The sequence below is a fragment of the Paraconexibacter sp. AEG42_29 genome, from assembly GCF_040581415.1.
In the GTDB taxonomy this organism is placed as follows: Bacteria; Actinomycetota; Thermoleophilia; order Solirubrobacterales; family Solirubrobacteraceae; genus Paraconexibacter.
On sequence record NZ_CP114014.1, the window covers coordinates 3,851,388 to 3,865,571 of the forward strand.

Here is a 14,184-nt window from a genome sequence, read left to right on the forward strand (position 1 = left end):
ATGCTCCGTCGAACACTCGTCCTCACCCTGATGCTGTGCGCTGCGGCGCTCGCCGTCCTGAGCTCGCCGGCCGCCGCGCGGAACGTCGAGCTGCTGCGCGGGACCGTCCGGCCCCTGAGCCACAGCGCCTCGGGGACGGCAGCCGTCGTCAGCACCGGGAGCGGCCGCCGCGTGCTCACGCTGCGCAGCTTCCGGCTCGACCCCGGGCCGCGCGTGCGGGTGTGGCTCGTCCCGCGGAGCGCGCAGGGCGACGGGCAGCTGCCGAAGGACCGCGTCGACCTCGGGAAGCTCAAGGGCACGCGCGGCAATCAGCAGTACACGATCCCGAAGTCCGTCGACCTGCGGAAGTACTCGTCGGTCGTGTTCTGGTGCGTGCCGTTCACGTCCGGCCTCGCCCGCGCCGACCTGCGCCGTTCATGAGCCGGCTGCTCGCCGCTGTCGCCGCGATCGCGGCGCTGCTCGCCGTGCTGGCGGGCGGCATCTGGCTGTTCGGCGCGGTCGTGGCGGGGAGCACCGCCGCAGCCGTGGTGCTCGTCGGGGCCTGGTTCGCGGTCGTCGGTCTCGCGACCGAGGCGGCCACCCGCCGCCGGTCGTCGCTGCGGATGGTGCTGCGGATCGCGTTCGTGACGACGACGGTCGTCCTGCTCGGCGCCGGCGCGTACACCTCCACGCACGAGACGACGGTGAACGAGGCGCTGGACACGGGTCCGCCCGCGAGCCGGGCGGCGCCGGCCGCGGTGGACGACCTGCTGGCCCCGCAGCCCTGACGGGACGCCGGCGCCGGGCTGCCCGGTCGTCCCCTCTCTGGCTCCGAGTCGGGGTCGCGGGCGGGGTGCGGGCTCCGCAGGTGGCGGGTTCGCCGCTTGATGTGCCACCACCCGCCACACGCGCACGTGGTGGCACATCGACGGCGCGTTCAGGTCGGCGGCGGGCCCAGCGCGCGGATCAGGCGCACGCCCTTCGGCCCCACGCCGTGCACCGCGAGCAGCTCGGCGTCCGACCGCTCCAGCGCCATGCCGAGCGTCGTGATGCCGGCGTGGATCAGCGCACGGACCGGCGTCCGGGGCAGCCGGAGCGCCGGGTCGTCCAGGGCGGTCGCGGGGTCCGGCCGCCCGGATGGGATTGCGCCCGCGGGGACAGGATGGTCGCTCATCGGCGCGAGCGTACCCGGACGGCTTGGCGCTGGGGCGAGGTGTCAAACGCACGACGTCTGCTGCTGACGGGTGCGGTGTGCCGGGGCGCAGGCGGGCATGCCGATGTCGTGCCCCTTTCCAGCGGAGCCCGAGTCCAGCCACGACGGACGGTCCCCACCTCCCCGGTCGCGCGACCGACGAGCGGCGGCACCCTCGCCTCCCGGCGACGCGCGCGCCTGGGGACCGACGCCGGTCGCCGCCTCGAGGACGCGATCGTGCGCGAGGCGAGTCGCCGGACCCGCGGGACCACCATCGGTCGCCTCCCCGGCTGATCCGGGCGGCGGCCGCGGGGACGGGCCCTCGACCAGCGGCCCCCCGGCACACTGGTCACGTCGAGCACGCGGATCCATCCGTGCGATCGGGCCATTTTGCGGTCGCCCGGGAAAACAAAGGACAGGCCCGCTGCCGCCCTGCGGATGACACCGGTCACGTCGAGCACGCGGATCCATCCGTGCGATCAGGCCCTTCTGCGGTCGCCGGGACGACACAGGACGGGCCGCGCCCGCCGCCGTGCGGATCACGGTGGCCGACAAGTCGGCCTTCGCGGTCCTCAGCGCGATACACGACAGCCCACGTCGGCAGGCAGGTGTCGGTTTGCGCTGAGCCCCGGCGGGCCGCGCAGGGCGGAGACGACGCGTCGTGCTGCGCGTGCGTCGGTCGTCCCGCGCCGTCCCTCCGATGACCGCCCGCCCCGCCGGGGCGGACGAGACCACCCGAGCGGGGCACGGCGCGAAGCTCCTGCGGCCGGTCCGCGCGCCGACGTGAGCGTCGGTTTCCCCACGCGACAGGACGGAAGAACCGACGCTCGACCCCCACACACCCCACACCCCACACCGAACGTCGGTTTGCCCGCGCGACAGGACGGGAGAACCGACGCTCGACGTCCGCGTCACCGGCCGACCGCGGCTTACCCGATCAGGCGCAGCCGGCCGGCCCGCGGCATGCTTGCGCCCATGCCAAAGACCCTCCTCACCCTCGCCACCGTGCTCGCCCTGACCGCCGCCGGGTGCGGGAGCGACACCCCCGAGCGCCAGAACGCCCGTCAGACCCCCGGCGCCCAGGTCGACCGCGTCCCGGCCGAGGTGTACGCCATGCCCGACCACTACAACAACGTCGCGTCCAAGTGCGACCGGCACGGGCACCGGATCTTCATCACGTCCAACAAGGACCAGGCGCCGAGCAACCTCGTCGTCATCGCCGACCCGAGCTGCGGCCGCTGATCCGTCAGCGCGCGAGGCCCCGCACCAGGGGCGACTGGTAGACCGAGCGCACCACCTCGCCGTCCAGCCACGCGGTCAACCGCGCGGCCGCGTCGGCCAGCGGCCGACGTGCCGCGGCCGGCAGGGTGCCGGCGGGGACGACGACGACCGTGCCGTCGTCCTTCTGCGTCCATCCGCCGACGATGCGCCCGTCCCACCAGGCCGTCGGGCCGCCGTTGCCGTTGCGGTCGAAGATCAGCGGCGCGAGGTCGCCGAGGTAGAAGCCGCGGCCCTGCCAGCCCATCGTCGTCGGATCGAGCGCCGGGAGCAGCGCGGCCCACGGCTCCGGCGGGGCGACCGGGTCCGTGTCCCGCGGGTGCACCCAGGCCGGGGTGCCATCGGCCAGCTCGACGGCGACCGCGTCCACGTCGACAAGCGCGCGCCGCACCGCTCCCTTGGTGGCGCCCAGCCACCAGACGATGTCCGCCTCGGTGCCGGGACCGAACCGGGCGAGCCAGCGCCCCACGAGCTCGGCGTAGCCCGCGCGCTCGTCGAGCGTGACGGGCGGCTCGCCGAGCCACTCGTCCGCCAGCGTCCAGAACGGCCTTGCGGCCTTCCAGCCCGAGCTGTTGCGACCTCGCAGCACCCGTCCGTCGGCGGCAAGCGTGGACAGGACCCGCGACGCGATCGGCGCGTCCCCACCCGGCGCCGTGTCGGGCGCTGTGAGCCGTAGCTCGAGCGCCGGGAGCGCCGCGCGCAGCTGCGCCGTCGTCGCGGGGCGTCCACGCAGCTCGGCGACGATCGCGGCGCAGGTGTCGCCGACCCAGCCGACCCCGTCGTCCGTGATCCCGCTCGCCTGCACCTCCTTCGCGAGCCGCGCGGCGAGCTGCGCCGCCACCCGCGCCGACGCGCTGCCGCGAACCGCCGGCAGGACGTCGCGCGGGAAGGCGAAGACCGTCCGCCGCATCGCCAGCTGACGCACGACCGAGCGCTCCTCGTAGAGCGCCCGGTCGACCGCCTCGCGCGTGGCCCCGCTGCGCGCGAACACGGACAAGTAGGCGTTCGCCTGCTCGGTCGCGTGCAGGCAGACGACGGCGCGGGTCGCGTCCGCCACCGACGCCGCGGGCCGGACCAGCGCGTGGCGGTCGGCCAGCCGGGCCCGGCGCTCGTCGTCGGTGATCACGCGCATCGGTCAATCGTGGTCGATCGACCCGACGGACGGACGGACGCCGTCAGTCGCGCGGCACGTGCCGGCCGTGCAGCATCAGCGGGTTGCCGTCGGGGTCGGCGAAGATCGCCATGTGGCAGACACCGGTGTCGAACGTGTCCCCGAAGAACACGACGCCCTTGCCCTCGAGCTCCGCGCGCATCGCGTCGACCTCGTCGGTGTGGAGCGCGATCGGGTTCGTGTTGGCCAGGAACTCGCGGCCCGCGGTGGTCGGGTCCCAGACGCTCAGCGTCGTCCCGCTGAGGTCGAACTCGGTGTGCGGCTTGTCGACGGTCTGCGCAGCCTCTTCGAGGCCCAGCGTGTCGCGGTAGAACGCGGTCGCGCGAGCGACGTCCTGTGTCGGGATCGTGATGAAGTCGATGCGGGTGATGGAAGGCATGGGCCGGACACTAAGCGGCTCTGCGGCCACCTTTTGACCGCAGCGACCTGCCGGTCAGCCGGCGCGCTCCGCAGGGTCGACCGTACCGAGAGTCGTCCTGGTCTTCGGCGGGACGCGGCCCTCCCAGTCCAGTTTCGCCGTACGGCCTGCGGTCAGCGGGGCATCGGTGTGCCCGCGGTCGCCGCCGACGATCCGTCCCCGCGCGTCCTCGTAGACCATGTACATCGTCGACCCTGCCGGCAGCGCCGTGCGCCCGGTGTTCTCCAGGCGACCGGTGTAGACGTCGTAGTTGCCGTCCGCCTCGAAGATGCGATGCACGAGCCGGAAGTTCAGCGGCGGGTGCTTGGCCTTCACGCCGTGCTCGGCGATCGCGAGCATCTCCACCCGCGCGATCCGGCGGTAGAGCTGCGCCGGGAACTCGACCAGGCCGCCGACGCGCCGCCCGTCCGAGTGCGCGCGGATCGTCCCGGCCGTCACGACCTCGCGGTCGAGCAGCGTGCCGTCCTTCGCCAGCAGGTTGAGCTCCAGCGTGCCCTCGGTCGCGTCGAGCGCCGACGCGTTGTCGATGTAGGCGCCGTAGCTGAGCCAGCCGTCGGCGTACGCCGTCCAGCCGCTGCGCGTGACGGTCAGGCGCGGCGCGGGCAGCGTCGTCGCGGCGGCAGTGCTCGTGACGAACGTCGTCGTGCTGCGCCGGACGGTGGTCTCGCTCCCGCACCCGGCGGCGCCTGCCGCGACCAGCACGGTGCACACCATCGCTGCCAGCCGGATCGTTCGTGAGGCGCTCATGCTCCGAACCCTAAGAACGGGCGGACGGGGGCACATCGGGGGTGTCCCCCCTGACTTTGCCCGGCGGTGGACCTCCTGCCGGAGATGTCCGGGGCCGCGACGCCGTCCGCCTTCTGGCCAAGCTGCGGGAGCACACCCTTCCCCCGGCGGGCCGCTGGACCGCTGACGCCTTGCGTCGCGCGCCCCGGCTCTGCGACGCTCGCCGCCATGCGCACCCTGGGCCGGAGCCTCCGCGACGCCCGGCGGACGGCCACCGTCGTCGCGGCCGCCCTTGCCGGGCTCACCGGGCTCGCCGCCCCGGGGACGGCCCGCGCCGCCGCGCTCACGGAAGTGACGTTCCCCGCCCGCAGCGCGGCGCTGGCGGACACCTGGCTGCCCGGCTACGCGGGGCCGCCGCGCGCCCGCGTCCTGCTCCCCGACGGATACGACCCCGCGCGGCAGTACCCGCTGCTCGTCCTGCTTGCGGGCCTGGGCAACAACTACCGCTTCTGGTCGCAGCCCGGCCTCGGCCAGATCGCGAAGACCGCCGCCGGGTTCGACGGCATCGTCGTCATGCCTGAAGGGGCCAGCGGCTGGTACGCCGACTGGTGGAACGGCGGTCGCCGTGGCGACCCATCGTGGGAGAGCTACCTGCTGGACGACGTCATCCCCGAGGTCCTGCAGCGCTACCGGATCCGTCCCGAGCGCCGCTGGCACGCGCTCGCGGGCGTCTCGATGGGTGGGCTCGGGACGGCGTACCTCGGTGGCCGGCTGCCCGGGTTCTTCGGTTCGATCGCGGTGATCTCCGGCCTCGTGGACGGACACCTGATCGCCGGACAGGGCGCGGCCCAGTCGCTCATCGCGCAGGGTGCTGCCGGAGCCCCGATCGACCCCGAGGCCGTCATGGGGCCACCCGACGGCTTCTACTCCCTGGGCCACGACCCGGTGCGGCTCGCCGCCAACCTGGCCCACACACGCGTCTTCATGGCGACCGGGGACGGACGACCGTCCAGCGACGGCGAACCCAACCCGAACAACCTCGTGCCCGACCTGCCGTTTGAGGCGGTGCTCATCCGGCCGGCCTCCGATCACTACGCAGCCGCGCTGACCGCCGCCGGCGTGGACCTGACGTACCAGGTGCAAGAGGGCATCCACGACTGGGCGAACTTCCGGCGTGAGCTGCGCGACGCGATCGCCTGGGACATGTTCGCGCCGGCCGAGGAGGCCCCGAGCGCCTGGGTCAACGACACGGTCGCGACCCATGGGGAGCTGTGGGGCTTCCGGTATCGCTTCGACGCCCCACCCGACCGGATCGTGCGCTTCCGCCGGACCGGCAGCCGGCTGGCCGTCAGCACGGCCGGCGCAGCGGTCACGGTCACGACTCCCAGCGGCTGCGTGCGCCGCGTGCCGACCCCGGGCGGCTTCGACCTGCCGGCGCGGGCCTGCACGCGCCCCGTGGTCGCCGTCCGTCCGCGCGTCCTCGCCGCCGGCCGGACGGTCCGCGTGCGCGTCACGGTCACCCCCGTACGCGCGGGCACCGTCGTCCGCGCCGGTCGCCGATCAGCGCGGACCGATGCGGCCGGCATCGCCTTCCTGGACCTGTGCGTCCCCGGCGCTCGCGGCGCCGCGGTGCGGGCGAGCGTGCCCGGCTTCCCGGCCGCGGGCGTCACGGTCCGCGGGCGTGGCCGCGCGGCGGCGGCCTGCCGCTGACCTTCAGGACACCTTGACGGACAGCGTCCGGCGGATCGTCGTCGGCTTCGCCCCGCTCGTCGGCCGGACCGTGATCGTCGCGGTCAGCGGGAGTCGCCTGACCCCGCGCAGGCGCTGGCGCACGGCCTTCGACAGGCGGCTGGACAGGGTGACCGTCCGCCCCGCGGCGACGACCCGCGTCGTCGAGGTGATCGCGAGCCGGCGCCCCCGCAGACGCGCAGAGACGGCGACGCGGACGCGCGATCGCGCCGGCACGGTCAGCTTCCCGAGGGTGAGCGTCCCGGCGCCGAGCCGGACGCGCGCCGTCGACACGGCGAGCTTCGGCGTGGCGACCTTCGCGGGTGTGATCGGCTCGACCGGGGTGTTGGGCGTCGTCGGCACGGCGGGAACCGGCACCGCCCCCGGACCGACGCGCCACGCGGCGACCGCCGGCGTCGCGTCCGCGTTCCCGGCGGCGTCGACCGCCGTGATCGCGACCTGGTGGGCGCCCTCCGCGAGACCTTCGAGGCTGAGCGGCGACATGCACGGCTGCGACGGACTGCCGTCGGCCTGGCAGCGGAAGCTCGCGGCGCCCTCCGTGCTGGTGAAGGCGAACTGCGCCGTGCTGGACTCGCCGGCCCCGCTGGGGCCGAGGTCGATGCGGGTGTCCGGCGCCGCCGTGTCCGCGGCCGGGACCGTGAAGCTCATCGTCGCGGTGCTCGTGCCCGTCGACGTCCGGACGGCGACCGCCCCGCTCTTGGCGCCCGCCGGGACGGTCACGTCCAGCGCGTCGCCGTCGACCCCCCACGCTGTCGCGGCCACGCCGCCGAACGTGACGGCGACCGCCTTCGCGACGCCGTCGCCCGCGATCCGGACGACCGTGCCCGGCGCACCGGCGGCGGGGCTCGGCGGGCCGGCGCTCGGCGGCCGCGTGCAGGGGTCGGGGTCCGGGCGCGTGACCTGCATCGGGCCGGCGGTGACGTTCGTGGTGGCGCTCGCGTTGTCTCCCGCCTTCGTGACCGTGAACGTCCGCGCGACCGTGCCCCCGCTGTAGCACATCGGCCCGATCTGGAAGCCCTCGTAGGCGACCCTGAAGGTCAGGTCGCCGGCCGGCTCGCCCGTGAAGTCGTCCGCCGGGCAGAAGCACGGCTGCTCGACGACGTAGCCGCTGGGGTACTCGGCCCGGAAGCGCCCCTTGCTCAGGCCGTGCAGCAGCGGGTCGATCGTCGTCGTCGCCCGCCACTTCCCGCTCGCGCTGGACGGCTCGCCGATCGTGAGCAGCTCGGCGTCGGGGACGCGATCCTCGGTGGTGAACGCCGCGCCGCCGGTCCGCTGCAGCGGTCCGCACACCTCCGCCGTCGAGTGGGTGCCGATCGCGCGGTACTGCCCGCCCGGGAGGAACGGGTCCCTGGGGACCAGGAGCCGCCCGCGCAGGAGCCGGGCGTCGACCGGCCGCCCGCCCGGCCCGAGCAGCACGGCCCGGCAGGCCGCGTAGAGCGCGCCCTCGGGCAGGTCGTCGTGGTACAGCAGGATGTGCTCGCCGGCGACGTACCGGCCGGCGCGCTCGGCGATGTACCCCACGTCGAACGCCGGCACGGTCGGCCCCTCGAAGGCGACCTCGAAGTTCCACGTGTTCGTCCCGCCGCGCGTCGTGATCGCCCAGGCCTTCGGATCGGGCACGACGCGGCGCGCCGGCTTGAGGTCGGCGTCCTCGTACACCGACGTCCACAGGCACGAGCTCGCGCTCGCGCCGACGTGGTTCTCGGCGATCCCGACCTTCGTCGGGATCGGGTCCAGGTAACCCGCCCGGTGGGCGGGCGCGGTGGAGGTGGGGCGCAGCGGCGGGGAGCCGGCGAAGGTCGAGCCGCCCTCGGAGCGCTGGGCGGCGCGCTGGCCCAGCACCGTGTAGCCCTCGCGACCGGGCGTCTCGTCGTGGAACTCCGCGGTGGCGCCGTGGATCGCCTGGTACTTCAGGTGGTTCGCGCAGCCCTCGGTCATCCGCGGGTCGGCGGTCACCGGCGGCAGACCGGCGGTCGCCCGCGCCTGGTTGTACTGCGCGAGGATCGTGGCGGTGTCCTGCAGCCCGTCCGCTGCCAGGGCCGGCGCGGCGCCCGCCCCGACCATCGCAGCCACCAGCAGTGCCACGCCCCCGATGTTCCGCATGACCGGATTCTGGCACGACGCCACTCCTTGGTCGCGTGAACGAGGTCGAATGCGTCACATGACGCATGCGGCCACCACTGCGCTGTGTCCTGCGCGTTCTCCCCTGTACGCAGCGGGAACCGGAACGTGGACGTCGTGCGGCCGCGGCCGCCGCACCGCTATGTGGTCGACCCCGCGAGCGCGCCCGCCAGATCACGGCGGGAGTTGATGTCGAGCTTGCGGTAGGCACTCCCGAGGTGCGCCTCCACGGTCTTCGCGGTCACGAAGAGCTCCTCGGCCACCTGCCGATTGGTCCGACCCTGGACGACGAGGTCGACGGTGCGCCGCTCGGATGCGGTCAGCGACTCGATGCCGCTGAACTGCAGCTTGCGCGGACGGGCGCCCAGGGTCGCGAGCTCCTCGCGGGCCCGTGCCGCCAGCGGCAGCGCCTGGCAGCCGGTCGCGGCCTCGGCGCCGCGCTCCAGCGCCGCGCGGGCATCGGTCCGCTGCCCGGCCCGGCGGAGCGCGAGCCCGAGGTCCACCAGCGCGGCCGCCCGCTCCAGGCGCATGTACGGGTCCTCCTCGTGGAGGGCCACCGCCTCCTGCAGCAGCCCGACCGACTGCGGCACATCGACCCGGGCCAGGACGCGGAGCGCGCCCGCCACCCGTGCCGGGACGCCGTGACGCTGCTCCCGCGCGACGCCCTCCTCAGCGAGCGCCAGCGCCTCGGGGGTCTCCCCCGCCGCCGCCAGCGCGAGCGGCAGCGCCCCCTCCCACCAGACCGGCAGCACGTGCCCTCCGCGGTCGGCGACGAACGCCCGGTGCGTCCGCGCCGCCGCGACGGCCTCGGGCACGCGGTGCTGCGCGAGGTGGAGCAGCGCCGCCGGCGGCAGCGCCCAATAGGCCGCGACGTCCCCGGCGGCCACCCGTGCGGACGGGTCGCCCTCCGCCGTCATCAGCGCGTCGGCGGCGGCCGGTCCGTGGTGCGCAAGCGTCGCCTCCAGCCGGTAGGCGAACAGCAGCCGCGCGGTGTGGTTCGGCTCGCCGTCCGGCGTGGCGGCCATGAAGCGCTCGATGGTCGCCGCCATCGCGAGGGCGGCCGGCAGGTCGCCGCATTGCAGGCTGCGGACGATGTGCACCCAGATCGCGGCGGTGCGCGTGGTTGCGGATGCCGTCGCCTGCGCAACGGCGTCCATCGCGGCCAGCTCGCGGTCGACGTCGGCGATCTGCCCCGCCATCACGAGGACGTCGAGCGGGTTCACCGCGAGCCAGGCGAAGCCCGGCCCCTGCTGCGTGAGGGCGCCGTCGCCGAGGGCGCGGCGCGCGACCTGGACCGACTCGGCCATGCTGGGTGCCGCCGCGTGGAAGGTCGAGTGGGCCGCGAGCGCCAGGCGCTCCCCGATCGTCGTCCCGGCCAGCGTGTCCGCTGGCGGAAGGTCGAACGGGCGCCGGTCGGCCGCGGCGACGTACCAGCTGTGGCAGTGGGCGAGGGACCGCAGCTCCAGGCGGCGCTCCGGGTCGTCCTGCTGGTCGGCGGCGTCGTGCAGGATGTCCGAGACGCTGCCGATCGTGCCGGTGTTGGCCGCGGACGTGGTGTAGCTCACGACCGTGGTGAGCGGCGCCGCGGCGTCGCCCGTGACGTCGGCGAGGCTGGCGGCGGCGTCCGCGAACCGACCGGCACGCGCCTGGGCGATCCCCAGCTGCCGGCGGATCGGCTGGTCGTCCTGCGGGGCCGGCGGCTCCTGGCGGGCGCGGAGCAGGAAGTCGATGGCGGCCGCGGGCGCGCCGCGTCGGGCAGCGTCCCGGGCGGCGTCGGCCAGGGAGCGCGCGACGGCCGGGTCGCCGGCCGGCAGCGTGCGCAGCAGGTGGGCGGCGAATCGCTCGGGCTCCTCGCCGGCGGCGCGCAGGACGTCGGCCGCGCGCGCGTGGGCGAGCGCGAGGGCACGCGGCCCGCCGTCGCTGCGCAGGGCCTCGCCCATGAGCGGATGAGCGACCGCGAGTCCGCCGCCGCCAGCCTCCAGCAGCCCGGCCGCCGCCAGCTCGCCGGCTGCGCGCTCGACCTCCGCGAGATCCAGTCCGGTGAACGCGGCGACCGGCGCCACGCCGATGCCGTCGCCGAAGATCGCCACGGCGCCTGCGACCGCTGCCGCTGCGGCACCGAGCGCCGCGACCCGGGTCAGGACGACCACCGCGACCGCGCGGGCCGACCAGGGCTCGGCCGCGTCGTGCGCGCCGCGGTCCCGCGCGAGCTGCGCCGCCTGCATGACGAACATCGGGTTGCCGCGCGTCGCGAGGTAGATGGCGTCGGCGGCGCCGGGGGCGAGGTCCTCCCCGGCGACGTCCGCGACGATCCGGGCCACCGTCGCGGCCCCGAGCGGTGCCAGGGGCAGGTCCGGCGCGGCGGCCTGGATCGCCGCCAGCGCGGGGGCGTCGTCGCAGTCCTCGCCGTCCCGGATCCCGACGAGCAGGACGAGCGGATGCTCGTGGACGCGACTCGCGAGGAACGCGAGCGCGCGCAGCGACGGGGCGTCGACCCATTGCGCGTCGTCCACCACGAGCACCAGCGGCTCGCGTTCGCAGAGGCCGGCCACGACCCAGTAGAGGGCCTCGAAGAGCCCGGGGGACGGATCGACCGTGCCCTCGGTGCTGAGCCCCAGCGCCACTGCCGCGGGGGCCGCCGCCCCGTCCAGCAGCGTCTCCTGCTCCACCGGCGCCAGCCCGCGGACGACGCGTTCGAACAGCGTCCGGATGACGCCGAAGGTGAAGGACCGCTCGAAGTCCGATCCGCGCGCATGCAGGACGCGGAGACCGCGGCCTTCGGCGTCGGCCCGGGCCTGCGCGAGGAGCGTGGTCTTCCCGATGCCCGCCGGGCCGTGGACGACGACGAGCGTCCCCGCGCCCGCGGCACCCGCCGCGACGGCGTCGCTCAGGGCCGCCTGCGGTCCGTCTCGTTCCAGCAGTTCGGGCACGGCCGCGATGGTACGCGGCCGTGCGCCTCGATCGCCGGCGGGTCCGGGTCAGCTCCCGGCGCGCTGGCCGGCGACCGCCTCGAGGACCTGGTCCCGGCTCGCGTTGGCGCGCTCGTACCGCTCGAGCTCCTCGAGCTTCGCGTCGGGCAGGTGGTCCAGCATCTCGGTGATCTCGTACGGCGTCATGTCGTCGTAGTCGGCCAGCGGCGGCGTGTCGCGGGGCGCGGCGACCGCGCGCTTGGGCAGTTCGGCCACGGGCTCCGCCTCGGCCGGGACCTCCGGGTCCTTCACGCCCGCGGGCGCAGCGGCCGGGCGGCGCGTGGACGGCGGGGTCGCGGCTGCGGGCCCGGGGTTCGCGGGTGCGGGCTTGGCCGCGCGGCGCTGCGGGCGCTTCGCCGCCGCCTCCTGCTTGGCCTCGGCGGCCGCGCGGTCGCCCGGGTCCTCGGCAGCCTCGTCGCCGACGGTCTGCGGGCCGTCGTCGGTGCGGTCCGGGGAGATCACCGTCTGCACGCCGAGGACCAGCGCCCGGGCGCCGTCGACGAGGCCGATCGTGGCCAGCGGGAACCGGCGCTTGCCGGCGCCGGTGCGGACGACGTTGCGCGCCAGGTCGGGCACGGCGTCCCGCAGGGCCTCCAGGAACTCCTGCTCCTCCTCGCGGTGCCTGCGGGCGAGCTCCGCGGTCGCCTCGTCGTCGTTCGCCTCGGCGATCGCCTCGAGTGCGTCGTAGACGGCGATCTCGAGCTGCTCGGAGGCGCACTCGTCCTGGGCGTTGCGCAGTGCGACGTCGTCGCCCGACGGGCCGCGCAGCGCGTCGGCCGGGCCCTTGACCAGCGTGACCGCCAGTGCCGCGACCTGCTTGGCCTTGCCCGCGACCGCCAGCACCGGGTTGCCGTCCGCCCCCAGCTCGGCCAGGCGTGTCGCGAGGTCGCGCTCCTGACGGCTCGTCACCGTGAGGTGGTCCTGCAGCAGGCGGCGGTGCTCGCCGCGGGCCGACACGGCGATGTGGGCGACCAGGGTCCGCCGCAACACGCCCTCCAGCGTGTGGGCGTCCTGGAGGTACTGGATGGTCTTTGCGTCTGAGCTCATGTCTCCGCCGCTTGCCCTGACGGACGCGGCGACAACCATGCCTCAGCCCTCGACCGCCTTCAGGATGAACGTCTCAACGGCGATGTCGGGCCGCAGGTGGTTCGCGGTGAGGTAGGCGCGGACCTCCCGGCCCATGATCTCCTGGACACCGGCGATGAGCTCGTCCTTGATCGTCCGCTTGAAGGAGAGGCGCAGGGCCTCGATCTGCTCGTCCAGACCGGCCTGGACCAGGTGCTGCTCGGCTTTGGTGAGGTTGTCCTCGAGGACGACGGTGATCACGTCGTCGAGGATGAACGTCCGTGCCCGCGTCGGCCCGCGGCCGGTGTAGCCGCTCACCGTCCGCACGACGAGGTTGGAGATCGCCGAGCTGGGGGACTGCGCAATGTCTAGGTCGGCCATGGAATGCCTGAACTGGCCCTGGAAGCAGAACGGGACGGCGCGAGCCTCGTAGGGCCATCAGCTCGGACGTCGTCCACGTTCCGACGGGATCCCGCGGGCGATCCCCCGTCCGGCTCGCGAGCCACCGAGTGTATCCGTGCGCCGATCGTCAGCCTGCGGCGGCCGTCTGCGCGCGCCCGTTGACGGGCTCAGAGTCGAGGAACTCGCGGACGGTCGCCAGCGCCTGCGCGAGCAGGCGCGACACGTGCATCTGGGAGATGCCGAGGCGGTCGGCGATCTCACTCTGGGTCAGGTCCGCCTCGAAGCGGAGCCTGATGATCTGGCGCTCGCGCTCCTGCAGGCAGGTCAGTCCGCGCGCGGCGGTCATGCGGGCGTCCGCGTGGAGGTAGCCGCGGTCCTCGTCGCCGACCAGGTCCAGGCGCGAGAACGCGTCCCCACCCGCGTCGAGCGGCGCGTCGAGCGAGTCGATCGCATAGTGCCGCGCCCCCGTGAGGGCCTCGAGCACCTGGTCGAGGGTGAGCTCGGTGGCCGCCGCGATCTCCTGGTGCGAGGGGTAGCGCTGCAGCTTGGTGGTCAGACGCTCGGTGGCCTTGGCGACCGCCGCAGAGTTCTCCTGCACCGATCGCGTGACGCGCAGGGCCCAGCCGTGGTCGCGGAAGTGGCGCCGGATCTCCCCCGCGATGTTCGGGACGGCGAAGGTCGAGAACTTGACCTCGCGCGCCGGGTCGAATCGGTCGACGGCCTTGATGAGCCCGATGCTCCCGACCTGGACGAGCTCGTCGTGCGTGATGCCCTTCCCGTCGAAGCGACGGGCGATGTGGTGCACGAGCCGCATGGCGCGCTCGATCATCTCGCGACGTGCGTCGAGGTCCTGATCGCGGTGGATGCGCGTCAGCAGTTCGTCTTCGGTGCAGCCGGCAGCCGCGGTCGCGGTACGTGTGGTCATGCGTCACTCCTTGGTCGACGTGGTGTCGACCAGGCTCCGCAGACGCACTCAGCATCACAGTTCCCGGACGGTGCAGCGGGTGAGCAGCCTCCTGTCAGAGACGCTGTTCTTCTCCTAACATACGACGCCGTGTCGCTAAACACCAATTTTTAGCGCACTACTCCCCGGCCAATGTGCGTACGCGCACCG

13 protein-coding genes are annotated in these 14,184 nt (G+C 74.6%); 4 read left to right on the forward strand and 9 right to left on the reverse strand.

Annotated features, from left to right (window positions below; genetic code table 11):
- Both DSM112329_RS18755 and DSM112329_RS18760 read left to right on the forward strand, forming a co-directional pair.
- Positions 1 to 420, forward strand: coding sequence for a DM13 domain-containing protein (locus DSM112329_RS18755; RefSeq protein ID WP_354698080.1), 420 nt, complete (start codon positions 1 to 3; stop codon positions 418 to 420).
- The gene (locus tag DSM112329_RS18760) at positions 417 to 767 is read left to right on the forward strand and encodes a hypothetical protein (protein WP_354698081.1); all 351 of its coding nucleotides are present in this window, start codon (positions 417 to 419) and stop codon (positions 765 to 767) included. Before DSM112329_RS18755 ends, DSM112329_RS18760 begins: the two co-directional genes overlap by 4 nt.
- A gap of 149 nt (positions 768 to 916) precedes the next feature.
- Here the strand turns inward: DSM112329_RS18760 and DSM112329_RS18765 are convergent, their stop codons facing one another.
- Positions 917 to 1,153 carry a hypothetical protein gene (locus tag DSM112329_RS18765; protein WP_354698082.1) on the reverse strand — a complete coding sequence of 79 codons (237 nt, stop codon included), beginning with the start codon at positions 1,151 to 1,153 and terminating at the stop codon, positions 917 to 919.
- A gap of 993 nt (positions 1,154 to 2,146) precedes the next feature.
- Between DSM112329_RS18765 and DSM112329_RS18770 the strand changes: the two genes are divergently transcribed.
- On the forward strand, positions 2,147 to 2,413 hold the full coding sequence (locus DSM112329_RS18770; protein WP_354698083.1) for a hypothetical protein: 267 nt from the start codon (positions 2,147 to 2,149) through the stop codon (positions 2,411 to 2,413).
- Between the two features lie 4 nt (positions 2,414 to 2,417).
- Here the strand turns inward: DSM112329_RS18770 and DSM112329_RS18775 are convergent, their stop codons facing one another.
- The 3 genes from DSM112329_RS18775 to DSM112329_RS18785 are packed head-to-tail and all read right to left on the reverse strand — an operon-like array spanning position 2,418 to position 4,785.
- Positions 2,418 to 3,581: a winged helix DNA-binding domain-containing protein gene (locus DSM112329_RS18775; protein ID WP_354698084.1), complete on the reverse strand. Its 1,164-nt coding sequence runs from the start codon at positions 3,579 to 3,581 to the stop codon at positions 2,418 to 2,420.
- Between the two features lie 43 nt (positions 3,582 to 3,624).
- Positions 3,625 to 3,999 (reverse strand): VOC family protein, encoded by a 375-nt coding sequence (locus DSM112329_RS18780; RefSeq protein ID WP_354698085.1) that lies wholly within the window; start codon positions 3,997 to 3,999, stop codon positions 3,625 to 3,627.
- Positions 4,000 to 4,053: 54 nt separating this feature from the next.
- Positions 4,054 to 4,785, reverse strand: a complete 732-nt coding sequence (locus tag DSM112329_RS18785) for a hypothetical protein (RefSeq protein ID WP_354698086.1) — start codon at positions 4,783 to 4,785, stop codon at positions 4,054 to 4,056.
- A gap of 207 nt (positions 4,786 to 4,992) precedes the next feature.
- Here DSM112329_RS18785 and DSM112329_RS18790 point away from each other — a divergent pair, with 207 nt between their 5' ends.
- The gene (locus tag DSM112329_RS18790) at positions 4,993 to 6,474 is read left to right on the forward strand and encodes an alpha/beta hydrolase-fold protein (protein ID WP_354698087.1); all 1,482 of its coding nucleotides are present in this window, start codon (positions 4,993 to 4,995) and stop codon (positions 6,472 to 6,474) included.
- Between the two features lie 3 nt (positions 6,475 to 6,477).
- Here DSM112329_RS18790 and DSM112329_RS18795 read toward each other — a convergent pair whose 3' ends face one another.
- The 5 genes from DSM112329_RS18795 to DSM112329_RS18815 form a co-directional block, all read right to left on the reverse strand.
- A complete protein-coding gene (locus DSM112329_RS18795) occupies positions 6,478 to 8,616 on the reverse strand; it encodes a hypothetical protein (protein ID WP_354698088.1) in 2,139 nt (712 codons plus the stop codon).
- A gap of 158 nt (positions 8,617 to 8,774) precedes the next feature.
- Positions 8,775 to 11,564 carry an AAA family ATPase gene (locus DSM112329_RS18800; protein ID WP_354698089.1) on the reverse strand — a complete coding sequence of 930 codons (2,790 nt, stop codon included), beginning with the start codon at positions 11,562 to 11,564 and terminating at the stop codon, positions 8,775 to 8,777.
- A 48-nt stretch (positions 11,565 to 11,612) separates the two neighbouring features.
- On the reverse strand, positions 11,613 to 12,650 hold the full coding sequence (locus tag DSM112329_RS18805; RefSeq protein ID WP_354698090.1) for a DUF892 family protein: 1,038 nt from the start codon (positions 12,648 to 12,650) through the stop codon (positions 11,613 to 11,615).
- A gap of 42 nt (positions 12,651 to 12,692) precedes the next feature.
- Complete coding sequence (locus DSM112329_RS18810) at positions 12,693 to 13,049, reverse strand: Na-translocating system protein MpsC family protein (protein ID WP_354698091.1); 357 nt, start codon at positions 13,047 to 13,049, stop codon at positions 12,693 to 12,695.
- A gap of 148 nt (positions 13,050 to 13,197) precedes the next feature.
- Complete coding sequence (locus DSM112329_RS18815; protein ID WP_354698092.1) at positions 13,198 to 13,995, reverse strand: SigB/SigF/SigG family RNA polymerase sigma factor; 798 nt, start codon at positions 13,993 to 13,995, stop codon at positions 13,198 to 13,200.
- Between the last annotated feature and the right edge of the window lie 189 nt (positions 13,996 to 14,184).